At 62.6% G+C, this 21,817-nt stretch carries 21 protein-coding genes; 12 read left to right on the forward strand and 9 right to left on the reverse strand.

Annotated elements, in window-relative coordinates; genetic code table 11:
- Nucleotides 1-355 precede the first annotated feature (355 nt).
- Nucleotides 356-772 carry a sce7726 family protein gene (locus CR105_RS28805; protein ID WP_229413633.1) on the reverse strand — a complete coding sequence of 139 codons (417 nt, stop codon included), beginning with the start codon at nucleotides 770-772 and terminating at the stop codon, nucleotides 356-358.
- Between the two features lie 344 nt (nucleotides 773-1,116).
- Here CR105_RS28805 and CR105_RS05270 point away from each other — a divergent pair, with 344 nt between their 5' ends.
- A complete protein-coding gene (locus tag CR105_RS05270; RefSeq protein WP_218968654.1) occupies nucleotides 1,117-3,033 on the forward strand; it encodes a CocE/NonD family hydrolase in 1,917 nt (638 codons plus the stop codon).
- Nucleotides 3,034-3,062: 29 nt separating this feature from the next.
- Complete coding sequence (locus CR105_RS05275) at nucleotides 3,063-3,980, forward strand: DUF72 domain-containing protein (protein WP_099787364.1); 918 nt, start codon at nucleotides 3,063-3,065, stop codon at nucleotides 3,978-3,980.
- Between the two features lie 54 nt (nucleotides 3,981-4,034).
- Here the strand turns inward: CR105_RS05275 and CR105_RS05280 are convergent, their stop codons facing one another.
- From CR105_RS05280 to CR105_RS05290, 3 genes are read right to left on the reverse strand one after another with little or no spacing between them, the layout of a single operon-like run.
- Nucleotides 4,035-4,289 carry a DUF6587 family protein gene (locus CR105_RS05280; RefSeq protein ID WP_099787365.1) on the reverse strand — a complete coding sequence of 85 codons (255 nt, stop codon included), beginning with the start codon at nucleotides 4,287-4,289 and terminating at the stop codon, nucleotides 4,035-4,037.
- A 1-nt stretch (nucleotide 4,290) separates the two neighbouring features.
- Nucleotides 4,291-6,189: a ferrous iron transporter B gene (gene feoB, locus CR105_RS05285; RefSeq protein WP_099787366.1), complete on the reverse strand. Its 1,899-nt coding sequence runs from the start codon at nucleotides 6,187-6,189 to the stop codon at nucleotides 4,291-4,293.
- Nucleotides 6,190-6,191: 2 nt separating this feature from the next.
- Nucleotides 6,192-6,458 (reverse strand): FeoA family protein, encoded by a 267-nt coding sequence (locus CR105_RS05290; protein ID WP_099787367.1) that lies wholly within the window; start codon nucleotides 6,456-6,458, stop codon nucleotides 6,192-6,194.
- A gap of 308 nt (nucleotides 6,459-6,766) precedes the next feature.
- On the opposite strand from CR105_RS05290, the gene CR105_RS05295 reads away from it, so the two are divergent.
- The 3 genes from CR105_RS05295 (at nucleotide 6,767) to CR105_RS05305 (ending at nucleotide 8,230) form a co-directional block, all read left to right on the forward strand.
- Nucleotides 6,767-6,988: a (2Fe-2S)-binding protein gene (locus tag CR105_RS05295; protein ID WP_099787466.1), complete on the forward strand. Its 222-nt coding sequence runs from the start codon at nucleotides 6,767-6,769 to the stop codon at nucleotides 6,986-6,988.
- A 261-nt stretch (nucleotides 6,989-7,249) separates the two neighbouring features.
- Nucleotides 7,250-7,720, forward strand: coding sequence for a bacterioferritin (gene bfr, locus CR105_RS05300; protein ID WP_099787368.1), 471 nt, complete (start codon nucleotides 7,250-7,252; stop codon nucleotides 7,718-7,720).
- Nucleotides 7,721-7,852: 132 nt separating this feature from the next.
- Entirely contained in the window at nucleotides 7,853-8,230 is a 378-nt protein-coding gene (locus CR105_RS05305) for a hypothetical protein (RefSeq protein WP_099787369.1), read from the forward strand.
- A 10-nt stretch (nucleotides 8,231-8,240) separates the two neighbouring features.
- On the opposite strand, the gene CR105_RS05310 is transcribed toward CR105_RS05305, so the two are convergent.
- Together CR105_RS05310 and CR105_RS05315 are read right to left on the reverse strand one after the other, a co-directional pair.
- Complete coding sequence (locus tag CR105_RS05310) at nucleotides 8,241-9,161, reverse strand: PfkB family carbohydrate kinase (protein ID WP_099787467.1); 921 nt, start codon at nucleotides 9,159-9,161, stop codon at nucleotides 8,241-8,243.
- A gap of 26 nt (nucleotides 9,162-9,187) precedes the next feature.
- Entirely contained in the window at nucleotides 9,188-9,796 is a 609-nt protein-coding gene (locus CR105_RS05315; protein ID WP_099787370.1) for a glutathione S-transferase family protein, read from the reverse strand.
- A 147-nt stretch (nucleotides 9,797-9,943) separates the two neighbouring features.
- On the opposite strand from CR105_RS05315, the gene purB reads away from it, so the two are divergent.
- From purB to CR105_RS05335, 4 genes are all read left to right on the forward strand, one after another.
- Complete coding sequence (purB, locus tag CR105_RS05320; RefSeq protein WP_099787371.1) at nucleotides 9,944-11,323, forward strand: adenylosuccinate lyase; 1,380 nt, start codon at nucleotides 9,944-9,946, stop codon at nucleotides 11,321-11,323.
- Nucleotides 11,324-11,467: 144 nt separating this feature from the next.
- A complete protein-coding gene (locus CR105_RS05325; RefSeq protein ID WP_099787468.1) occupies nucleotides 11,468-11,992 on the forward strand; it encodes a cytochrome b in 525 nt (174 codons plus the stop codon).
- Between the two features lie 19 nt (nucleotides 11,993-12,011).
- Nucleotides 12,012-12,566, forward strand: a complete 555-nt coding sequence (locus CR105_RS05330) for a YceI family protein (protein ID WP_099787372.1) — start codon at nucleotides 12,012-12,014, stop codon at nucleotides 12,564-12,566.
- A 25-nt stretch (nucleotides 12,567-12,591) separates the two neighbouring features.
- On the forward strand, nucleotides 12,592-13,164 hold the full coding sequence (locus tag CR105_RS05335; RefSeq protein ID WP_099787373.1) for a YceI family protein: 573 nt from the start codon (nucleotides 12,592-12,594) through the stop codon (nucleotides 13,162-13,164).
- Nucleotides 13,165-13,235: 71 nt separating this feature from the next.
- Here the strand turns inward: CR105_RS05335 and CR105_RS05340 are convergent, their stop codons facing one another.
- Nucleotides 13,236-14,555 (reverse strand): hypothetical protein, encoded by a 1,320-nt coding sequence (locus CR105_RS05340; protein ID WP_099787374.1) that lies wholly within the window; start codon nucleotides 14,553-14,555, stop codon nucleotides 13,236-13,238.
- Nucleotides 14,556-14,899: 344 nt separating this feature from the next.
- On the opposite strand from CR105_RS05340, the gene CR105_RS05345 reads away from it, so the two are divergent.
- The 3 genes from CR105_RS05345 (at nucleotide 14,900) to CR105_RS05355 (ending at nucleotide 18,806) form a co-directional block, all read left to right on the forward strand.
- Nucleotides 14,900-15,169 carry a GlsB/YeaQ/YmgE family stress response membrane protein gene (locus CR105_RS05345; RefSeq protein WP_099787375.1) on the forward strand — a complete coding sequence of 90 codons (270 nt, stop codon included), beginning with the start codon at nucleotides 14,900-14,902 and terminating at the stop codon, nucleotides 15,167-15,169.
- 64 nt (nucleotides 15,170-15,233) lie between these two features.
- A complete protein-coding gene (gene cls, locus CR105_RS05350; protein ID WP_229413634.1) occupies nucleotides 15,234-16,511 on the forward strand; it encodes a cardiolipin synthase in 1,278 nt (425 codons plus the stop codon).
- A 135-nt stretch (nucleotides 16,512-16,646) separates the two neighbouring features.
- The gene (locus CR105_RS05355) at nucleotides 16,647-18,806 is read left to right on the forward strand and encodes a S46 family peptidase (RefSeq protein ID WP_099787376.1); all 2,160 of its coding nucleotides are present in this window, start codon (nucleotides 16,647-16,649) and stop codon (nucleotides 18,804-18,806) included.
- A gap of 417 nt (nucleotides 18,807-19,223) precedes the next feature.
- Here the strand turns inward: CR105_RS05355 and CR105_RS05360 are convergent, their stop codons facing one another.
- Together CR105_RS05360 and CR105_RS05365 are read right to left on the reverse strand one after the other, a co-directional pair.
- Complete coding sequence (locus CR105_RS05360) at nucleotides 19,224-20,696, reverse strand: amino acid permease (protein ID WP_099787470.1); 1,473 nt, start codon at nucleotides 20,694-20,696, stop codon at nucleotides 19,224-19,226.
- A gap of 141 nt (nucleotides 20,697-20,837) precedes the next feature.
- The gene (locus tag CR105_RS05365; protein ID WP_099787377.1) at nucleotides 20,838-21,695 is read right to left on the reverse strand and encodes a head GIN domain-containing protein; all 858 of its coding nucleotides are present in this window, start codon (nucleotides 21,693-21,695) and stop codon (nucleotides 20,838-20,840) included.
- Between the last annotated feature and the right edge of the window lie 122 nt (nucleotides 21,696-21,817).

Consider the following 21,817-nt stretch of genomic DNA (forward strand, 5'->3'; position numbering starts at 1 on the left):
CAGGGTTGGCTAAGCGGCTGCGACAGAAGCGCCAAGACCGTAGCACGCTGTCGACCAGACAAAGGAGTAGCGTAACCTAGTGCTCGCAAGGAAGATGGCAGTTGAGAAACGAAGTCTACCGTATTCTGGTCAGTTGATCGCCTTCTCAATGCGTTTACAAAAATTGTATGCGCTAAAAGGGGCGATACCGTCTTAAATAGATGTTCGCAGTATGTCGAAATATGCCCGTTGGGTAGATCCGGCATTTTTCCGAATATCTCTTGAACAGCGGGCAGATATTCCGATCGCCTTAAACACCTAAATATGACGCCCGGATCTACGTTCTGTGCATTCGGCCGAGCTTCTCTATACGGAGTCAGTGGCGTCTGCTTGCCAAAACTATAAGGCCAACGCGTGAATCCAACTCTTTTTCGTATCGCGCCACGTGGGATGGATGTGTGACGACATAAACTTTATCAAACACGTTTAAATAGTCTGAAGTTTGACTAGCAAGGCGACGCGCGCTATCAAACTCCGTTTTTATTTCGTAGGCTGTGCTCGTGCCATTGGCAACGGCAACATCGACGATAGAACGTCCAACACCCAGCTCGACCTGAAATCCCGCCGTTCTAGGACTGTGGCGCTTAAAAATAAGCCGGGTCGCTAACTCGTTCTTGTACACGTATTCATTACGGTAAGAATCGGACAAGCTTTCCCAGGCAAGTTCGAACATTTCAGCCAAAGTTTGATTGCGCTCGCGCGCCGCCCGCGCAAGAACATCTTTTTTCAACATACCTATGGCTGAATTCGGCTCACCGGTCCTAGCCATGGCTGCGAACACAGGTCGAGTAAAAACTCGAGCAAGAAGACGCAAGGACGAAGGATCAATCGTCGTGTCCGTACGAATAGTTCTGCCAGCTGATATTAGTGACACTAGGTTTTCCAGTTTATATGTTCTGCGCCCAAAGGCCGCACCATTCTAGCAATAAATTACTTGGCCAAGTTTCCTCAAATCGCCTCTGTATCCATTTTCCTACTCTTCCAACCTTTAGGCGACAATTGCTGGCAATTGCGTTGAAGCAGCCCCTTCGATATGATGCAATGCGCAACTTTATAAATCGCTAGTGGAGAAATTCAATGCCTTGCCCAGTCACACTGAAGTTGTCGTCGCTCTCCCTGATGCTGCTGGCGCTGCATGCGCCGGCGTTTGCCCAGACCGCCGCCATGGCGCCCGACATCGCCAGCACCAAGTACCAGGCATTGGTTCCCGGCGCCGACTATGTCAAGCAGGTCGTCATGATCCCGATGCGCGACGGCGTCAAGCTCTACACGGTGATCGTGGTGCCGACGAACGCCGCGCGCGCGCCGATGATGCTGACCCGCACGCCGTACAACGCGGCCAAGCGCGCCGCGCGCAACAAGAGTCCGAACATGGCGTCGATGCTGCCGGAAGGCGACGACAACTTCGTCGCCAACGGCTACATCCGCGTGTTCCAGGACGTGCGCGGCAAGCATGGTTCGGAAGGCGACTACGTGATGACGCGGCCGATCCGCGGCCCGCTCAACGACACAAAGGTCGACCACGCGACCGACGCCTACGACACCATCGACTGGCTGGTGAAGAACGTCCCGCAAAGTAACGGCAAGGTCGGTATGGTCGGCTCTTCGTACGAAGGCTTCACGGTGTTGATGGCGCTGGCTGACCCGCATCCGGCGCTGAAGGCAGCGGTGCCAATGAGCCCGATGGTCGACGGCTGGCGCGGCGACGACTGGTTCCAGAACGGCGCCTTCCGCACCAACAATCTCGATTACATCAGCGGCCAGACTGCCGCGCGCGGCGAAGGCGTGCAGCTGTCGACCGGCGTCCACGACGATTACGACATGGTGCTGCGGGCCGGTTCGACCGCGGACCTTGCCAAGCGGTTCGGCGTCGACCAGCTCAACTTCACGAAGAAGATCTTCGAGCATCCGGCCTACGACAGCTACTGGCAGGAGCAGGCCGTCGACCGCGTATTGGCCGGCCGGCCGCTGAAGGTGCCCACCATGACGGTGGTGGGGCGCTGGGACCAGGAAGACATCTACGGCGCCTACGCCACCTACGCGGCGACCGAGCCGCGCGACAAGCAGAACGACATGAATCACCTGGTGGTCGGGCCATGGCGCCACAGCGGCGTCAATTACAACGGATCGACCCTGGGCGCGCTGAAGTTCAACGGCGACACCGCGGCCGAGTTCCGGCGCGATGTCATGCAGCCGTTCTTCGACCAGTACCTGAAGGACGGCGCGCCGAAGGCCGACACGCCGCCGGTGTTTTCGTACCTGACCGGCGCCAACAAGTGGCAGCGACTGGATCGCTGGCCGCTGGCCGCCGCCACCACGCCGATCTACCTGAAGGACGGCTTCCGGCTCGGCTTCGACCGTGCCGCCGGCACCGAGCAGTTCGACGAGTACGTCGCCGACCCGGCCAAGCCGGTGCCGTTCGTGCCGCGCCCGGTGCGCATGGGCGACGCCAACGTCTGGAAGCCGTGGCTGGTCACCGACCAGCGCAGCTTCTCCGACCGCACCGACGTGCTGACCTATGTGAGCGAGCCACTGCGCGCGCCGCTGCAGATCTCCGGCCAGCCGATGGTCAACCTGTTCGCTTCCACCAGCGGCACCGATTCGGACTGGGTCGTCAAGCTGATCGACGTCTACCCGGACGAAGTGTCGACGCAGCCGGAGATGGGCGGCTACCAGCTCGGCATCGCGATGTCGATCTTCCGCGGCCGCTACCGCGACGGGCTCGACAAGGCGGTGCCGATCACCGCCGGCAAGGTCGAGAACTACCGCTTCGCGCTGCCCAACGCGGACCACGTGTTCCTGCCGGGGCATCGGGTGATGGTGCAGATCCAGTCGAGCTGGTTCCCGTTGTACGACCGCAATCCGCAAACCTTCGTGCCGAACATTTTCTATGCCAAGGCGGGCGACTACCGCAAGGCGACCCAGCGCGTGTATCACGCGCCGGGGATGGAGAGCACGATCGAACTGCCGGTAGTCGGTCCAGCCGGCTTGTAGAGCGGCGTTCCGTATCCTACAGTGGACGAATGGGCACCATACGCATCGGTATTTCCGGCTGGCGCTACCCGCCGTGGCGCGGCGTGTTCTATCCGGCCAAGCTGGCGCAGCACCGCGAATTGTCGTTCGCCTCGCGGGCGCTGCCGACGATTGAGCTGAACGGCTCCTTCTATTCGCTGCAGCGGCCGGAAAGTTTTCAGGCGTGGCACGACGACACGCCGGACGACTTCGTCTTCAGCGTCAAGGGCAACCGCTACCTGACGCACACGCGGCGGCTGCGCGACATCGACGGCCCGCTGGCGAACATGCTGGCGTCGGGGGTGTTCAACCTGGGCGACAAGCTCGGTCCTTTCCTGTGGCAGTTCCCGCCGAATTTCCAGTTCGATGCCGAGCGCATGGAGCATTTCCTCAGCCTGCTGCCGCACGACACCGACGCCGGCGTGGCGCTGGCGCGCAAGTACGAGCCGCGCATGGAAGGGCGCACCGCGCTCGAGGCGGGCAAGAAGCGCAAGATGCGGCACGCAATCGAAGTTCGCCACGAGAGCTTCCTCGATCCGGCGTTTGTCGCAATGCTGCGCAAGTACAAGGTGGCGGTGGTGGTGGCCGACACGGCCGGCAAGTGGCCGCACATCGAAGACGTGACGGCCGACTTCATGTATTTGCGCCTGCATGGCGAAAAGGAGCTGTACGCCGGCGGCTACACCGAGGAGGCGCTGGATCGCTGGGCCGATCGCATTCGCGCCTGGTCGGCCGGCGCGCAGCCGGACGACGCGCGCCGGGTGTCGCCGAAAGCGCCGCCAAAGCGCGCCAGCCGCGACGTGTACTGCTACTTCGATAATGACATCAAGGTCGGAGCGCCGTTCGATGCGCGCAAGCTGATACAGCGACTAGGCCTGGACCCGGATGGCAAGCTGACCGCGTTGGCCAAGTCGCCGAACGACATCTAGGCCAGCGGCTTGTTCACTCGTCCTCGCGAACGCGCCGGACCCGTCCACGCAATATCAGCGGCGAGCGTGGATCTTGATGACGCGCCCTGATGGCGCCTCGGCCTGCGGCTCGGCGCACGACTTGCAGGTATCGCAGCCGCTGCCGCAGCTCGATTGGGTATTGAGCCACTGCGCCATCTTCGACTGGCTGGCGCCGCGCGCGCTCAGGCGGTACACCAGCTTCTGGCGCAGGCCGGCCGGCAGGTACTTGCGGACAATGTAGAGCAGCGCGACGACGACGATTGCGGCCACGATCAGGTTCTGCACCATGTCAGCTCCCCAGCGCCAGCGCGGCGCGGTAAGTGATGAATGAAGCGATGTACGCCAGCGCGAACATGTAGCCAGCCATGATCAGCGGCCAGCGCATGCCGCCGGTCTCGCGCTTGACCACCGCCAGCGTCGACAGGCACTGCGGCGCGAACACATACCAGGCCAGCAGCGACAGCGCGGTGGCCAGGGTCCACGATTGCGCGATGATCGGCGTGAGCGAACTGGCCAGCGCGTCGCCGCTTTGCGACAGCGCATACACGGTGCCAAGCGCGCCGACGGCCACTTCGCGCGCCGCCATGCCGGGCACCAGCGCGATGCAGATCTGCCAGCCGAAGCCGATCGGCTCGAAGATGACGGCCAGTGCGCGGCCGATCATGCCGGCGATGCTGAAATAGATCGGCGGCTGGGTGGCGCCTTCCGGCGCGCCGGGAAAACTCGACAGGAACCAGATCAGCACCATCAAGGTCAGGATCACGGTGCCGACGCGCGACAGAAAAATCACCGCGCGCTCCCACAGGCCGAGCGCCAGGTTGCGCAGGTGCGGCCAGTGATAGCTCGGCAGCTCCATCATCAAAGGCTGCTGGGCATTGCCGCCCATGGCGCGCTTGAAGAACCAGGCCACCGCCATCGCGCTGGCGATGCCGGCGAAGTACAGCGCGAACAGCACCAGGCCCTGCAGGTTCATGAAGCCGCCGACTTCGCGGTCGGGAATGAAGGCGGCGATGATCAGCGCGTACACCGGCAGGCGCGCCGAGCATGTCATCAAAGGCGCGATCATGATGGTGACGAGCCGGTCGCGCGGATTCTGGATGGTGCGCGCGGCCATGATGCCGGGGATGGCGCAGGCGAAGCTGGAGAGCAGCGGGATGAAGGCGCGCCCGGACAGGCCGACGCCACCCATCAGGCGGTCGAGCAGGAAGGCCGCGCGCGGCAGGTAGCCGCAGTCTTCCAGCGCAAGGATGAACAAGAACAGAATCAGAATCTGCGGCAGGAACACCAGCACGCTGCCGACGCCGCCCATGATGCCTTCCACCAGCAGGCTGCGCAGCGGGCCGTCGGCCATGTTCGCGTTGATCATCTGGCCCAGGCTGTCGACGCCGCCGGTGATCATTTCCATCGGCAGGGCTGCCCAGCTGAATACTGCCTGGAACACCAGGAACATCAGCGCGGCCAGCAGGATCGGGCCGAGCACCGGATGCAGCACCACCTGGTCGATCTTCTCGGTCAGGTTGCCGGTGTCGTTGGCATGGCTGGTGCAGGCGTCGAGGATGCGGCGCACTTCGCGCTGGGTGTCTTCGACCGACACGGCGTCGATCGCCGACAGCGCGTTCGACGCCACCGGCGCCATCGCCGGCATCAGGTCGAGCGCGCGCAGCAGCGATTTTTCGCCGCCGCTTTGCACCGCCACCGTTTCCACCACCGGCATCTTCAGTTCGGCGGCCAGCTTGTCGGCGTCGATGACGATGCCGCGCCTGGCGGCCACATCGACCATGTTCAGCGCCAGCACCATCGGCAGGCCGAGGCGCTGCACTTCGAGCACCAGGCGCAGGTTCAGGCGCAGGTTGGTGGCGTTGACGACGCAGACGATGGCGTCGGGCGCCTGTTCGCCGGCGCGCAGGCCGGCCACGACGTCGCGCGTGATCGCTTCGTCGGGAGTCTGGGCGGTGAGGCTGTAGGCGCCCGGCAGGTCGAGCACGCGGAAGCTGCGCCCGGCGGGCGAGGTGAAACTGCCTTCCTTGCGCTCGATGGTGACGCCGGCGTAGTTGGCGACCTTCTGGCGCGCGCCGGTGAGGCGGTTAAACAGTGCGGTCTTGCCGCAGTTCGGATTACCGAGCAAGGCAATCAGCGGCGTGACTGGCGTGCGCGCGTCGGCTTCGACGCGCCGTTCTGCTGCACCCATGGTTATTCCGGCTTGATCGATACCAGCGCCGCTTCGAAGCGGCGCAGCGCGAAGGTCGACTCGCCGACCTTGATCGCCAGCGGGCCGCCCTGGATACCACGGCGCAGCACGCGGATCCGTTCGCCCGGCACGAAACCGAGTTCCATCAGGCGCCGCCCGACGTCCACGCCCGCGCCGCCATCGAGGCCGGCCGGCGCCAGGTGAATCACCGTGCCGCTCTGCCCTGCCGCGAGGGTGTCAAGTGTGGTCAATGTCGAAGCAAGAGTCATGATGAACTTTGGTTGGTGTGCCGCCGGCGACAACCGGCTGGCGGCATGGAGGAGATACTAGCATCTTAAACGGTAATGCGAATTATTTCCATTTACGATTCTAACACCGGCCGGCGCTGCCGGTGCTTCTGCAACAAATTTTGGCAGCCCCCGAGAGCGATATCCCTACAGCGTATGAGGTTACGCAAACAAAGCGCTTGCAATCGCTGCGGAATTCCAAGAGAATACAAATCTTAATGAGAATGATTCTCGTTCTGGACGAAACGGCAACCCGGCGAATTGTCCCTCTTTCTTACAAGGCTGACCAAATGATCGTTTGTGTTTGCAACAACATCTCCGACCGGGAGATCCGCCAGGCGGTCGACCTGGGGCTGTCGTCGATGGACGAACTGCGCAGCGACCTCGGCGTTGCCACCTGCTGCGGCAAGTGCGCCACCTATGCTGAGGAAGTGCTCACTCTCCACGTTGAGCGCACCGCTGCCGACACACGCGTCACCGAACTGTCCTTCCGCTCCCGCCAGGCAGCCTGAGCGCCAACGCGACGCGCCACGGGAGCGTCGCGTTGGCGCGCGTCCTTGCTTGACGCTGCAGCGCCCGCCGCCGCCCGCTCGCGCCATGCCGCCTTTCCTACAATGGCTGCGCAAGCGCGGCTCAATCACCACTCCTTGCTACAGACTGTCATCGTGCGCATAGCCGCCGGGCGTGGCCGGCGCGTCGACAGGTCATAAAGTTGGCAATGCCGGCCTCCACTTTGTTATGATGATCTCCATCTCATTACACGAAAGCATTCCATGAAGGGCGATCCAAACATCATCCGTCTGCTCAACGCGCAGCTGACGAACGAGCTCACTGCAGTGAACCAATATTTCCTGCACGCGCGCATGTACCGTCACTGGGGCATGGAGAAGCTGGGCAAGAAGGAATACGAGGAATCGATCGGCGAAATGAAGCACGCCGACAAGCTGATCGACCGCATCCTGATGCTCGACGGCCTGCCGAACCTGCAGGCGCTGCACAAGCTGCTGATCGGCGAGCACACCCAGGAAATGCTGGAGCTGGACCTGCAGTTGGAAAAAGCGGCGCAGGTGACGGTCAAGGAAGGCATCCTCGCCTCCGAGCAAGCGGCCGACTACGTCTCGCGCGAGCTGTTCGTCGTGATCCTGGAAGACACCGAGGAACACATCGAGTGGCTCGAAACGCAACTCGACCTGATCACCAAGATCGGCATCCAGAACTACATTCAAAGCCAGCTGGGCGAGTAAGCCTAACTTGCGCAGTCCGCCAGGCCGCTGCCTTTTCAGGGGCTTTTTTGTTTCTGGAAAAAGCTGGTGTCAGGTCTGACATTCGGACAAATGTCCGAATGTCAGACCTGACACCAGCTTTTAGGAGTATCCGTGGAAACTACCGAACATGGGAAGGTTGGGCGCTTTGTATATGGCGCGGTACGGCTGGACTTCGCGCTGTCCAGCCTGACAGCGTGGATGGGCGAAGGCATCGATGGGCAGCATGCGACGGGCGGCGCAGAAATTTCGGCAACGTATTTTCGCAAGCATCAGACGCCCGCGGGTGTGCAACAGAAATTTCATCGTTGCTCGGACGTGATCGCGCGTCTGCTGAAACAGAGCACGACCCTGGAAGGCAGGCCAGGCGGGGACTGGCTGAGCGAGGTCACCGCAACAGTGTCCGACACACACGGCATGCTTGCCGATATTTTCGAAGACTTGCAGTATCCGGGTATCCCGGCGCAATTTTTGCGAGCTCGGCAGACCTAACGCGGCGGCATCAGCCGGCGCGCCAGCGGGTCACCCACTTGTCGTAGAAGCCGATGTCGCGCGGCACCGCGCCGCTGACGGCGCAGATGGCGCCGGCAAATTCGTTGGCGCGCGCCAGCGTCTGCTTGAGCGGCCAGCCGCGCGCGCGTCCGAGCAGAAAAATGGCGGAGAAGGCGTCGCCGGCGCCGACGGTGTCGATGACGAACGGCGGCGCCGGATTGTCGCGGTTGACGATCAGGGCGCCGTCGGCGCCGAAATACACCGAGCCGCGGTGGCCCAGCGTGACGATCAGTGCCTCGAGCGCAAACATGTCGAGCAGCGCCCGGCAGGCCGCGTGCACTTCGTCGCTGTCCAGCGTGGTCTTCGGGTCGATCTGGAAAAACCAGCTGAACAGCGCCTGCAACTCTTCCTCGTTGACCTTGACGATGTTGGCCGCCTTCAGCGACTCGGACACGCAGCCGCGGTCGGACTGGCCTTCGCGCAGGTTCAGGTCGAGAAAGCGCGTGGCGCTGCTCGCGCCCAGCAGCTTGTACAAGCTGTCGTGCGAACGCGCGCCGCGCTGGGCCAGGGTGCCGAAATAAATCGTGGCCGGCGTCACCTTGGCCATCGCCTCGAGCGCGGCCGCCGGGTCGATGAAGTCGTAGGCCTGCTTGGGCAGGATCACGAAACGGTGGCCGCCGGGACGGCGCTCGACCAGCACGCGGCCGGTCTCTTCCATGCGATCGAGCTGCAGGCCGCTTTCCGACATGGCAAACCGCTCGAACTCGGCGCGCACGACGGCGCCGTTGCGGTCGTCGCCGATGCGCGTGACCATCAATTGCGGCGACATGAAGGCGGCCAGGTTGCGGGCGACATTGAACGGGGCGCCGCCGACCAGCTGCTCGGTGACGAAATCGTCAACCAGCGCTTCGCCGAAGACGACGGTGGTCAAGGGGCGCTCGCCCGCGCTGGCCGGGATCACTGCGGCACGGATTCTTTGAACGACGGCCGCTCGGACAACTTGTCGAACAGGCGGGCCAGGTTGGCGTAGTCGCCGCGCCAGTCGATTTCGGGAAAGCGGAACAGCAGCCAGCCGAGGGTGCAGCCGACGGCGACGTCGGCCAGCGTGTAATGATTACCCTTGCAGAAAGGCGATTCGCCCAGGTTGGCCGACATCACGGCCAGGCCGGCGTGGACCTTGCCCATCTGGCGCTCGATCCAGGCGACGCTTTGCTGCTCGGCCGGGCGCAGCGTTTTTTCCAGCCGCACCAGCACGGCCGCGTCGGCCACGCCGTCCGACAGCGCTTCCCACACCTTGACGTCGGCGCGGTCGCGCCCGTTCGGCGGCAACAGCTTGCACACTGGCGTGAGGGTATCGAGATACTCGGCGATGACGCGCGAGTCGTACATGGAACTGCCGTCTTCCATCACCAGGCAGGGCACCTGGCCCAGCGGGTTGGCCAGATGGATGGCGGTCTCGGCGCTCCAGACATCCTCCAGCTCGAACTCGCAGTCGAGCTTTTTTTCCGCCAGGACGACACGGACCTTGCGGACAAATGGGCTGGCAGTTGAACCGATAAGTTTCATAGATGCTTTGGATAGATGATTGGCAACCAGTATAGCATTGGGCAGCAGGCCAATGGACGGCCGACGGCGCAACTGCGGTCTGGCTGCAACATCGGGCCGCCGGCGCCGCGAATGGTAAAATCGCTGTTTTGCACACCCCCGCTCCCCATGACCTCTACCGCCCCCTACTCCACCCTTTCCGCCCTGTCGCCGCTCGATGGCCGCTACGCCGCCAAGACCGACAAGCTGCGCCCGATCCTGTCGGAAGCGGGCTTCATGCACCACCGCGTGAAGGTCGAGATCTCCTGGCTGCAGGCCTTGTCGCAGGCCGGCTTTGCCGAGATCAAGCCGTTCTCGAAGCACGCCACCGCGCTGCTCGACAAGATGGCGGCCGACTTCACCGAAACCGACGCCGCCCGCATCAAGGCGATCGAAGCGGTCACCAACCACGACGTCAAGGCGGTCGAGTACTGGCTCAAGGAACAGGTCAAGGACGTGCCGGAACTGGTCGCCGCGACCGAGTTCATCCACTTTGCCTGCACCTCGGAAGACATCAACAACACCTCGCACGGCATGATGCTCAAGGCCGCGCGCGACGGCGTGATCGTGCCGGCGCTAAATGACCTGGTGGCCAAGCTGCGCGCGATCGCGCACGATAACGCCAGCCTGCCGATGCTCTCGCGCACCCACGGCCAGACCGCCAGCCCGACCACCCTGGGCAAGGAAATCGCCAACGTCGTCGCGCGGCTGCAGCGCGCCGTCAAGCGCATCGCCGACGTCGAGATCCTCGGCAAGATGAACGGCGCGGTCGGCAACTACAACGCCCACCTGTCGGCGTATCCCGATTTCGACTGGGCGGCGTTTTCGAAAAACGTCATCGAGCAGCGCCTCGGCCTGACCTTCAACCCGTACACGATCCAGATCGAGCCGCACGACTACATGGCTGAGATGTTCGATGCGATCGCGCGCGCCAACACCATCCTGCTCGACCTGAACCGCGACATCTGGACGTACGTGTCGCTGGGCTACTTCAAGCAGCGCCTGAAGGCCGGCGAGATCGGCTCGTCGACGATGCCGCACAAGGTCAATCCGATCGACTTCGAAAATTCGGAAGGCAACCTCGGCATGGCCAACGCCGTGCTCAAGCACATGGCCGAAAAGCTGCCGGTGTCGCGCATGCAGCGCGACCTGACCGATTCGACCGTGCTGCGCAACATCGGCGTCGGCTTCGGCTACTCGCTGCTGGCCTACGACAGCTGCCTGCGCGGCCTGAACAAGCTGGAAGTGAACGCTGCCCGGCTCGAGCAGGACCTCGACGCCAACTGGGAAGTGCTGGCCGAGCCGGTGCAGACGGTGATGCGCCGCTACGGCATCGCCAACCCGTACGAGCAGCTGAAGGAACTGACGCGCGGCAAGGGCATCTCGAAAGATGCGCTGCGCGAATTCATCCTGACCCTGGCGGTGCCGCAGGAAGCGAAGGATCAGCTGCTGGCGATGACGCCGGCGAACTATATTGGTATCGCTGCCAAGCTGGCGGCCGAAATCTAGGTCTGCCGCCGGGCACACGAATGGGGTCCCCGCGCTCGCGAGGACCCCATTTTGTTGCGTGCTCGAAGGCGCTTTTCACACCTGCGGTAATTTTGCGGTATTATTAGTCCTAACACGTACTAATAAACCCGGGGAATTCCATTGATGCTGCGCTACACCCGCCCTGCCGTCCTGCTCCACTGGCTGATCGCCCTGCTGATCATCGGCGCCTTCACGATGGGCCTGGTCATGACGGACATCCCCGGCATCACCCCGACCAAACTCAAATATTATTCCTGGCACAAATGGGCCGGCGTGACGATCCTGGCGCTGGCCGCGCTGCGCCTGCTGTGGCGCCTGACCCATCGCGCGCCGCCGTACCCGACGTCGATGCCGCAATGGCAGCAGTCGAGCGCCCACCACCTGCATTCGCTGCTGTACGTGCTGATGTTCGCGGTGCCGCTGTCGGGCTACTTCTACACCTTGTCGGCCGGCGTGCCGGTGGTGTACTTCGGCCTGTTCCAGCTGCCGCTCTTGATCGAGCCGAACGCCGAACTCAAACCCGTGCTCAAGCAACTGCACTACTGGCTCAACATGGGCCTGGCCGGCGCCGTCTGCCTGCACATCGCCGCCGCGTTGAAGCACGTCTTCATCGACCGCGACGGCCTGTTCAAACGCATGCTTCCCTAATCCCCACCCCGGAGACTCCATGAAAAAATCACGCCTGCTGCTACCAGCAGCGCTTGCCTGCGTCGCACTTGCCGCCAGCGCCGTCCCGCTCAAGACCGATGTCGCGCGCAGCAGCGTGGCCGCCGTGTTCAAGCAGATGAATGTGCCGGTCGAAGCAAAATTTAAGAAATTCAACGCCCAAATCGATTACGATCCAGTCAAGCCGGACGCGTCCAAGGCAACCGTCGATATCGATACGGCCAGCCTCGACGTCGGCGAAGCGGAAATGAACAAGGAAGTGGCAAAGAAGGAATGGTTCGATTCGGCCAAGTATCCGAAAGCGAGCTTCGTGTCGTCGTCGATCAAGCCTGCCGGCGCCGGCAAACTGACCGTCGCCGGCAAGCTGCTGATCAAGGGCAAAAGCATGGACGTGACATTTCCACTGACGGTCAAGGCCGACGGCGGCAAACAGGTATTCGAAGGCGCCTTGCCAATTCGCCGGCTCGCTTTCAATATTGGCGAAGGTGAATGGAAAGACACCAGCATGGTCGCCGATGAAGTCGTCATCAAATTCCGCGTCACCGCGGCGCAGTAACTCACCTCTCTACTAAAGGATTACCATGAACTTCAAGCATCTGATCGTTACCGTTCTCGCAGCGACCGCCACGTCCGCTTTCGCAGCCGACACCTATGCCATCGACCCAAGCCACACGTTCCCGAGCTTTGAGGCCGATCACATGGGCGGCCTGTCGACTTTCCGCGGCAAGTTCACCAAGACGAGCGGCACCATCGTGCTCGACCGCGCTGCCAAGACCGGCTCGCTCGACATCACGATCGATGCCACCACGCTCGACTTCGGCCATGAAAAGATGAACAACCACGCCAAGAACAAGGACATGTTCGACGTCACCCAATTCCCGACCGTGACGTACAAGTCGAAGTCGATCACGTTTAACGGCGACACCCCGGTTGCCGTCAACGGCGAAATGACCCTGCACGGCGTCACCAAGCCGCTGACCTTGACGATCAACAAGTTCAAGTGCATCCAGCACCCGATGCTCAAGCGTGAAGTGTGCGGCGCCGACGCGTCGGCCGAATTCAACCGCGGCGACTACGGCATTGGCTATGGCCTGCAGATGGGCTTCCTGCCAACCGTCAAGCTGGCAATCCAGGTCGAAGCCGTCAAGCAGTAATTGGTCGAGTACCAGGCGTAAAAAAGCCCCGCTTTCTTCCGGAAGCGGGGCTTTTCACTTAACGGCGAGGATTACTTGCCGTCGCGGTCGAAGTCGCCTGGAATGGCGCGCTCAACCTTGTCCCATGCTGCCCGGGAAGCCGACTTGGCTTGCTGCCAGCTCAGGCGCGACGAGCCCTTCACCGAATTCCACTCGTTCGACAGGTCGTTTTCGGCGCTGTCGAAGCTCTGGCCGACATAACGGCCGCGGTTGTTGTAACCGAGCGCGTACGCAGGAGCGTAGTCGTCATAGCTGTACTCTGGCGAGTAGTAAGGCGCTGTCGAGTGCGAGCTCTTCCAGTAAGCATCTTCCGCTTCAGGATTGACCAGGCTGCCTGCTGCGTGGCCGGCGGTGCCGCCGGCGAGGGCGCCGATTGCCGCGCCAGCTGCCATGCCGACCGGGCCACCGACTGCGCCTATGGCCGCACCAGCCATCGCGCCGCCGCCGGCGCCGACGCCGGTTGCCAGGTTGTGCTCGCCGAGCTCATCGTCGCCCTTCGGGTTGGCAACTTCTGCCGCGCCACGGCCGGCCATGCCACCGGCGATGCCGCCGATTGCCGCGCCCGCCGCCATGCCGATCGGACCGGCGACAGCACCTGCGGCCGCGCCCATTGCAGCGCCGCTACCTGCACCGACGCCCTTGGCGAAATGGTGCTCGGCGAGGTCGTCACCTGGCTTAGGATTGACCACTTCGGCCGCGCCCTTGCCAGCCAGGCCGCCGGCGATACCGCCAATTGCCGCGCCGGCGACGGTGCCGATCGGACCGGCAACCGAGCCGATTGCCGCGCCGGTGACTGCACCGCCGGTGGCGCCCAGGCCGGTTCCGATGATGTGCTCGCCGGCGCTTTCGGTCCAGCTGCGCTCGATGTGTGCGGCGTCATCTTGCGAACGTGGGGTCACGCCCATCAGGATGCCGCCGTTCTTGATGCCTTCTTCATAGTGCACGACGCGCTCTTCCGGAATACCGGCGCCGATCAGCGCGCCAACCAGGCCGCCTGCCAGGCCACCGGCGCCAGCGCCAGCCAATGCTGCGGCGATCGGACCGGCAACAACCAGGCCAATGCCGGGCAGTACCAGGGTGGTGCCGACTGCGGCGATGCCGGCCAGCACGGCGCCGATGGTGCCGCCGATGCCGGCGCCAACGCCTGCGCCTTCAGCGGCTTTGCTGCCGAGCTCAGTGTCGGTATCGGCGAAATGGGTTTTGCGGGTGTCGTCCGACATCATCAGGGTGACGTCGTCGCGGGTGTAGCCGCGGTCGGACAGGGAACCATATGCGCGTTCTGCGCTGTCGCGGTCACGGAACAGGCCAGTAACCATGCGGGAATCGTTCTTGGTGGTGTCGTAATTGCTCATTGTAATTTCCTTTCGAGTTATCAGCCTGCGGGGCCCGCAGACTTCCTGGAAATCGTTGCCAGTGACGCAACAATAAGGCCTCTACAGTAGAGCTTCTGTACGTTGCCGCACCATCCTCTCGACATTCCAATTGGCATCAAATTCCCATAGGAAACTTGCGTTGGCGACATTGTTGCCCCGGTGTTTTTTAATAGCGGCCAAAGCGCGTCCGATGTCTTTTTGCAATCGTTCGTCTAACGTTCGTTGCCGCACCGACCAAGGGATCTTCCATGACTAGACTTTTTCACAAGGCCAGCGATATTCATTGGTCTAGAGGAATGTCTTTCAACTTAAGGAGAATCAACATGTTATTCATCATCTGGATCGTCGTAGGCGGTATCTTGGGTTGGCTGGCTAGCCTGGTCATGAAAACGGATGCAGAGCAAGGCATGATCCTCAACGTGGTCGTCGGTATCGTCGGCGCGTTCCTTGGTGGCTGGTTGCTGTCGCCGCTGTTTGGCACCGGAACCATCAACTCCGACGACTTCAGCGTCACTTCGCTGCTGGTCTCGTTCCTTGGTGCAGTCATTCTGCTGGCAATCGTTAACCTGTTCCGCCGCGGCCGGACTCGTTAAGATGGGTTTTCCCCTAAATAACCAACGCTTAGGCGTTGGTTTTTTTTATCCACTGGATTGACTGATGAGAAAAAAGCCTGTGGTCGTAGCCATTATTAGCAGCGTCGTGACGCTGATTGCGGGTTTCCTGCTGCTCAATTTCATGCCCGGCGAAAAGAAGATCGAGCAGCAGCTCGAGCGCAAATACTACGTCGCCGATCCCCAGTTCCGCCGCTCGATGGGCGTGCTGCTCGGACCGCCTATCGTCGAAGGCAACAAGGTCGAGGTCTTGCTGAACGGCGACCAGATCTTCCCGTCGATGCTGGCGGCCATCCGCAGCGCCGAGCGCACCATCACGTTCGAAACCTATATCTACTGGTCGGAAACGATCGGCAAAGAATTTTCCGACGCGCTGATCGAGCGGGCCCGCGCCGGCGTCAAGGTGCATGTCATGCTCGACTTCATCGGCAGCATGAAGATGGACCTGGCGTCGCTCGACGCCATGAAGGCGGCCGGCATCGAGCTGCAGCGTTACCACAAGCCGGTCTGGTGGAAGCTGACGCGACTGAACAACCGCACCCACCGCAAGCTACTGGTCATCGACGGCAAGGTCGGCTTCACCGGCGGCGTCGGCATTGCCGACCAGTGGCGCGGCAACGCTCAGACCAAGGAACAGTGGCGCGATACCCATTTTCGCGTCGAGGGCCCGGTGGTCGGCCAGATCCAGGCCGTGTTTACCGATAACTGGACCAAGTCGACCGGGGCCGTGCTCGACGGCGACGCCTATTTCCCGGCACTCACGCCGAAGGGCGACCACGCCGCCCAGATGTTCGCCAGCTCGCCCACCGGCGGCAGCGAAAGCATGCACCTGATGTACCTGATGGCAATTACTGCGGCGAAACACACGATTCACTTGTCGAGTGCCTACTTCGTGCCCGACGAACTGACCGTCAAGGCGCTGGCCGATGCCGCCAGGCGCGGCGTGAAAGTGCGGATCATCACGCCGGGCACCGACATCGATTCGGAAGTGGTGCGCTCGGCCTCGCGCGAGCTGTGGGGCGACCTGCTGCGCGCCGGCGTCCAGCTTGCCGAGTACCAGCCGACCATGTTCCACGTCAAGGCGCTGGTGGTCGACGACCTGATGGTGTCGGTCGGCTCCACCAACTTCGACAACCGCTCGTTCAGCCTGAACGACGAGGCGAACCTGAATATCATCGACCCAGTCTTTGCCAAGCAGCAAGTCGCCGTGTTCAACGACGACTGGGCCAAGACCAGGAAGATCACGCTGGCGGCATGGGAGGCGCGGCCCTGGCACACCCGGATGATGGGCAGACTGGCGTCGCTGATCGGCTCGCAGCTGTAGCAACGTGGTAAATAGTTAACCGGCTGTGTTTACGGGCACAGATTCCGGTTGACTATTGAGGAAGCGGTACGGATACTCTAGGGCGCTCCGCGGAGCCGACCTGTTCCGATTGACCCATTCCTGAGACCGATACGAATGAAAAAGACTCTCCTCACGCTCGCCATCCTGAGCACCTCCGCCGCCTACGCCGACGAAGGTATGTGGATGCCGCAGCAGCTGCCACAAGTAGCGAAGCAACTGAAAGCCGCCGGCCTCAAGCTGGATCCGGCAACCCTCACCAAGCTGACCGAATTCCCGATGGGCGCGATCGTCAGCCTGGGCGGCTGCTCGGCATCGTTCGTATCGCCGCAGGGCCTGGTCGCGACCAACCACCACTGCGTCTACAACAGCATCGCCGTCAATTCGACGCCGGAGCGCGACCTGCTGGCCAATGGTTTCCTGGCCAAGAATCTCGCTGAAGAATTGCCGGCCTCGCCTGGCAGCCGCGTGTTCGTCACCAAGGACGTCAGCAACGTCAGCACCAAGGTCGTCACCGCGGACGTCGCCAAGCTGAACGGCAAGGCGCGCGTCGATGCGATGGAAAAAAATGAGAAGAGCATCGTTGCCGAGTGCGAAAAAGATCCTGGGCACCGCTGCACCGTGGCCAGCTACTACGGCGGCCTCGAGTTCTACCTGATCAAGCAGCTCGAGATCCGCGACGTGCGCCTGGTGCACGCGCCACCGTCCGGCGTCGGCAAGTTCGGCGGCGATACCGACAACTGGATGTGGCCGCGCCACACCGGCGACTACGGTTTCTACCGCGCCTACGTCAGCCGCGACGGCAAGGCAGCCGACTTCTCCAAGGACAACGTGCCGTACGCACCGAAGCATTTCCTGAAGATCGCCAAGGAAGGCGTCAAGGAAGGCGACTTCATCATGGCGCTGGGCTACCCTGGCCGCACCAACCGTCACCGCCTGCCGTCGGAAGTGGCGTCGACGTTCGACTGGAACTACCCTGCGTTCATCAAGTCGTCCGGCGAAACCTTGGCGATCATCGAGCGCGAGACCAAGAACGATCCGGGCGTCAAGCTCAAGTACGCCGGCCAGGTTGCCAGCGTCAACAACTACTACAAGAACCGCAAGGGCATGCTGACCAGCTACGAAGGCAGCGATTTCCTGGCACGCAAGACGCGCGAACACGCCGACATGAAGGCGTGGGTCAATAGCAATCCGGCGCGCCAGAAAGAGTACGCCGCCGACATCGAGCTGGTCGAAAAACTTATCGCCGAGCGCGACGGCCTGGCCAAGCGTGACTACTACCTGATGTCGTCGTCGCCGCGCCTGCTCAATACGGCCCGTTCGCTGTACCGCCTGGCCAACGAAAGCGCCAAGCCGAACGTCGAGCGCAAAGGTGGCTACCAGGAACGCGACCTGCCGCGCTTCGCCTCCGGCGTGGCCGCCATCGACCGCACCTACGACCCGAAAGTCGACAAGGCGCTGGTGATGAACAGCCTGACCAAGTACGCCGCCCAGCCGGCAGCGATGCGCAACGCCAACTTCGACGCCGCGATGGGCATCAAGGACGGCATGTCGCAAGTTGACCTGTCCGCCATGCTCGACCGTATGTACTCGGCCACGACCTTGAACGACGCCGCCCAGCGCAGCGCCTGGCTGAAGAAGACCCCGGCCGACTTCAAGGCCAGCAACGACCCGTTCATCAAGGCCGCGGTGGCCATGTACGACGGCGGCCTGAAGCGTGAAGCGGAAGACGAAGAGCTGGGCGGCAAGCTGCAGCAAGCTTACGCCAGCTACATGAAAGCGAAGATTGCCTACATGAACAGCAAAGGCCAGGCGGTCTACCCGGACGCCAACGGCACCTTGCGCGTCACCTTCGGCAAAGTTGCCGGCCGCGCCCATGGCGCCGACGGCACTGGCGCCTGGACCGCATTCACGACCGTCAAGGGCGTGGCGGCGAAGGCAACCGGCGAAGGCGAGTTCAACGCACCGGCCAACCAGCTGGCGGCGATCAAGGCCAAGGACTTCGGCAAGTATGTCGATCCGACGCTCAAGTCGGTACCGGTCAACTATCTGGCCACGCTCGACATCACTGGCGGCAATTCCGGTTCGGCAGCGCTCAACAGCAAGGGCGAGTTCATTGGCCTGGCGTTTGACGGCACGCTCGACTCGATCATTTCCGACTGGGACTTCAACAAGGCCAACACGCGCGACATCCAGGTCGACGTGCGCTACATGCTGTGGAACATGAAGCACGTCGACAAGGCCGACAACCTGCTGAAAGAAATGAACGCAGAGTAATCGCCGCCGCGGCGCCAGTCGGCGTCGCCGAACGACAAAAGCCACGTGACCGCAACGTCCCGTGGCTTTTTTCGTGCCGGAAAACCAGGGTCAGACCCGTTTGTTCTTCGGATACCGCGGCCTTTTGGCGAACAACAATGGGGTCTGACCCTGTTTTCCAAGTAACGCCGATGCCTAGAAAACAGGGTCAGACCCGTTTGTTGTTCGGCCGGGGACGACTTTCGACGAGTAACATTTTGGTCTGACCCTGGTTTTGAGGAAACGCCGGACAGAAGCTGGGGTCTAACCTCGGCACGCTAACCTGTACCGCACAACAAAAAGCCACGCGACCGGGCGGTGGCGTGGCTGAATGATGACAACAGATATATCGCTACCCTGTCGTTCCCGCGCAGGCGGGAACCGCTGCCGAGAATGCGCTTATGCGGCCGCCTTGTTCAACCGCGAATTGCGAATGCCGTAGATGAAATACGTCAGCACCGCCACCGTCATCCACACCGCGAACACGCGGTAGGTGGTCATCGACAGCCCGTACATCAGGTACAGGCAGGCGGCGATGCTCATGCCCGGCACCAGGTAAGGCCCGAACGGCACGCGGAAGCCCTTGGTCAGCGACACTCCTTCCTTGGCGCGCAGCACCGGCACCGCGATCGACACCACGATGAACGCCGTCAGCGTGCCCATGCTGACCATGTCCCACAGGAAGGTCGAATCGACCAGCCCGGCGACAATACCGACCGCGATGCAGACGATGACGGTGTTGCCGACCGGCGCCAAGGTGCGCGGGTGCACTTTCTGGAACGCCTTCGGAATCAGCCCGTCCCGGCTGATCGCGTACAGGATGCGGGTCTGGCCGTAGATCGTCACCAGGGTCACGCTGAACACCGAGATCACCGCGCCGGCCGACAACACCAGCGCCGGCCACGACTTGCCGGTGACGTTCTGCAGGATCACCGACAGTCCGGCCTGCTGGCCCTCGAACATGTGCGCCGGCTGCGCACCGACCGCGGCCACCGCCACCAGCATGTAGAACACCGTCACGATCACCAGCGCCGACAAAATCGCCACCGGCACGTTGCGGGTCGGATCGCGCACTTCTTCGCCGGCGGTCGCCACGGTATCGAGGCCGATGAACGAAAAGAACACCGTCGCCGCGGCCGCCGTCACGCCGACCATGCCGCCCGCCCCGTGGCTGGTGGCGCCGTTGAAGAACGGATGAAAATTGTCGATGTCGAAGCCGGAGAACGCGATGACGACAAAAAACACCAGGATCGCCAGCTTGATCAGCACCATCACCGCATTCGTGGCGGCCGATTCGCGCGTGCCGCGGATCAGCAAGGCGCCGCACAGCAGCACCAGCAGGATCGGCGGCAGGTTGACGTGACCGGGATTGAACTGCACGCCGTTCGGCGTCGACACCACCATCGGCGTGCGCAACGCTTCGGGTATCTGCCAGCCGACCGCGTTGGTCAGGAAGTTGTTCAGGTAGTCGGACCAGCCGATCGCCGTGGCGCTGGCCGCCAGCCCGTATTCGAGCAGCAGGCAAAAGGCCATGATGAAGGCGGCAAACTCACCCACGGTGGCGTAAGCGAACGAGTACGACGAACCGGCCGCCGGGATGCGGAACGACAGTTCGGCGTAGCACAGCGCGGTCAGGCCGGCGGTGATCGCCGCCAGCATGAACGACAAAATCACCGACGGGCCGGCCTTCGGCACTGCTTCGACCATGGTGAAGAAAATGCCGGTGCCGATGGTGGCGCCAACGCCGATCATGGTCAGCGGGAACAGGCCCATGCTGCGGCCCAGCCGGCCGGCCGCCGGAGCATGGCCTTGCTCGGCGACGCGTTCGGTGGGTTTGGTACGAGTCAGCTTTTGGCCGAGTGTCAGGTTCACGGAGTTGTCCTCGAGTGGCATTCGATAAAAGCGGCCAACGATGGGCCAACCGCCAAAAACCTAGCGATTATATGACCATATGCTTTTACTTATGCACATCTTTTTCAGACGATTCCCACACCTGCCGGCGCCTGGCGGGCGTCAGTTCAGCATCAGCACGCGCTTGCCGCTGACGTCGCGCTGGGCCGGGTTGCCGTAGACCGTGATCGTGCCCGAGCCGTTGCTCTGGGCGACCAGGGTGCGCTTGACGCGCGCCGAAATGTCGCCCGAGCCATTGCTGACCAGGTCGGCCTGGTCGCTGGTCAGCGCCGCCAGGTTGACGCCGCCCGAACCGGTCACCCGCGCCGTCAGCGACGCCACCGCGCCGCTGGCTTGCAGCGAACCGGAACCGTGCACGTTGACGCTCAAGGCGCTGCCCTGCACCTGGCCAAGGCTCATCCGGCCAGAGCCGCTCAGATTGACGTTTGCATCGCCGGTCTGCAGCGCGCTGGCGTTGACGTGACCGCTGCCGCTATGCTGGAAGTCGAGCCGGCTGACGCGGCCCGACAGATTGGCCACGCCCGAACCGCTCTTGATGAAGGCCAGCGGCGCGCCATTCAGTTCGCTGATCGTCATTCGCCCCGATCCGGACGTCGTCACCTGCGACAGCGCCGGCATCGACGCCGTCACGCGCAGGCTGCTGTTGCTGCGGACGTTCCCTTCGACCCAGATGCGCAAGGTGCCGCCAACGACTTCGGTGCGGATCATCGGCAGCAGGTTGCTGTCCGCTTCCACCATCAGCGATGGCGCCGCGCCGACGCGCAGGTTCACTTCCAGCGGGCCGCGCACGTCGATCGCCGAAGCGGCGCTGATGGCGCGCACGTCCTGCGCCTGGACGCCGTTGCCGGCGATGGCATTGCTGCTGAAGACCGATTTGACCTGGATGTCGTCGTTGCCGGTGACGATGATGGCGCAGCCCGACAGGGCGAGGAGGCAGCCGACGGTAAGCAGTGAACGCATGATGGACCCTTGTTTGTTGTGGAGAGGAGTGGTGTCATTGCGCCACTGCCTGCACATTATCAAAAGCCTATCTTGGCCGATGGTTCGTTGCGACGAACTGCAAAAAACGGGGTACAGGCCGC

The sequence above is a fragment of the Massilia eurypsychrophila genome, from assembly GCF_002760655.1.
Taxonomy (GTDB): Bacteria; Pseudomonadota; Gammaproteobacteria; order Burkholderiales; family Burkholderiaceae_D; genus JAFCUW01.

Bases quoted from the DNA above. Each gene is read 5' to 3' on its own strand.
- CR105_RS05275 (WP_099787364.1), top strand. From the start codon at position 3,063: ATGGGCACCATACGCATCGGTATTTCCGGCTGGCGCTACCCGCCGTGG.
- CR105_RS05315 (WP_099787370.1), bottom strand. From the start codon at position 9,796: ATGAAACTTATCGGTTCAACTGCCAGCCCATTTGTCCGCAAGGTCCGT.
- CR105_RS05365 (WP_099787377.1), bottom strand. From the start codon at position 21,695: ATGCGTTCACTGCTTACCGTCGGCTGCCTCCTCGCCCTGTCGGGCTGC.
- CR105_RS05335 (WP_099787373.1), top strand. From the start codon at position 12,592: ATGAACTTCAAGCATCTGATCGTTACCGTTCTCGCAGCGACCGCCACG.
- CR105_RS05270 (WP_218968654.1), top strand. From the start codon at position 1,117: ATGCCTTGCCCAGTCACACTGAAGTTGTCGTCGCTCTCCCTGATGCTG.
- CR105_RS05355 (WP_099787376.1), top strand. From the start codon at position 16,647: ATGAAAAAGACTCTCCTCACGCTCGCCATCCTGAGCACCTCCGCCGCC.
- cls (WP_229413634.1), top strand. From the start codon at position 15,234: ATGAGAAAAAAGCCTGTGGTCGTAGCCATTATTAGCAGCGTCGTGACG.
- bfr (WP_099787368.1), top strand. From the start codon at position 7,250: ATGAAGGGCGATCCAAACATCATCCGTCTGCTCAACGCGCAGCTGACG.
- CR105_RS05295 (WP_099787466.1), top strand. From the start codon at position 6,767: ATGATCGTTTGTGTTTGCAACAACATCTCCGACCGGGAGATCCGCCAG.
- CR105_RS05290 (WP_099787367.1), bottom strand. From the start codon at position 6,458: ATGACTCTTGCTTCGACATTGACCACACTTGACACCCTCGCGGCAGGG.
- feoB (WP_099787366.1), bottom strand. From the start codon at position 6,189: ATGGGTGCAGCAGAACGGCGCGTCGAAGCCGACGCGCGCACGCCAGTC.
- CR105_RS28805 (WP_229413633.1), bottom strand. From the start codon at position 772: ATGTTGAAAAAAGATGTTCTTGCGCGGGCGGCGCGCGAGCGCAATCAA.
- CR105_RS05345 (WP_099787375.1), top strand. From the start codon at position 14,900: ATGTTATTCATCATCTGGATCGTCGTAGGCGGTATCTTGGGTTGGCTG.
- purB (WP_099787371.1), top strand. From the start codon at position 9,944: ATGACCTCTACCGCCCCCTACTCCACCCTTTCCGCCCTGTCGCCGCTC.
- CR105_RS05330 (WP_099787372.1), top strand. From the start codon at position 12,012: ATGAAAAAATCACGCCTGCTGCTACCAGCAGCGCTTGCCTGCGTCGCA.
- CR105_RS05325 (WP_099787468.1), top strand. From the start codon at position 11,468: ATGCTGCGCTACACCCGCCCTGCCGTCCTGCTCCACTGGCTGATCGCC.
- CR105_RS05280 (WP_099787365.1), bottom strand. From the start codon at position 4,289: ATGGTGCAGAACCTGATCGTGGCCGCAATCGTCGTCGTCGCGCTGCTC.
- CR105_RS05340 (WP_099787374.1), bottom strand. From the start codon at position 14,555: ATGAGCAATTACGACACCACCAAGAACGATTCCCGCATGGTTACTGGC.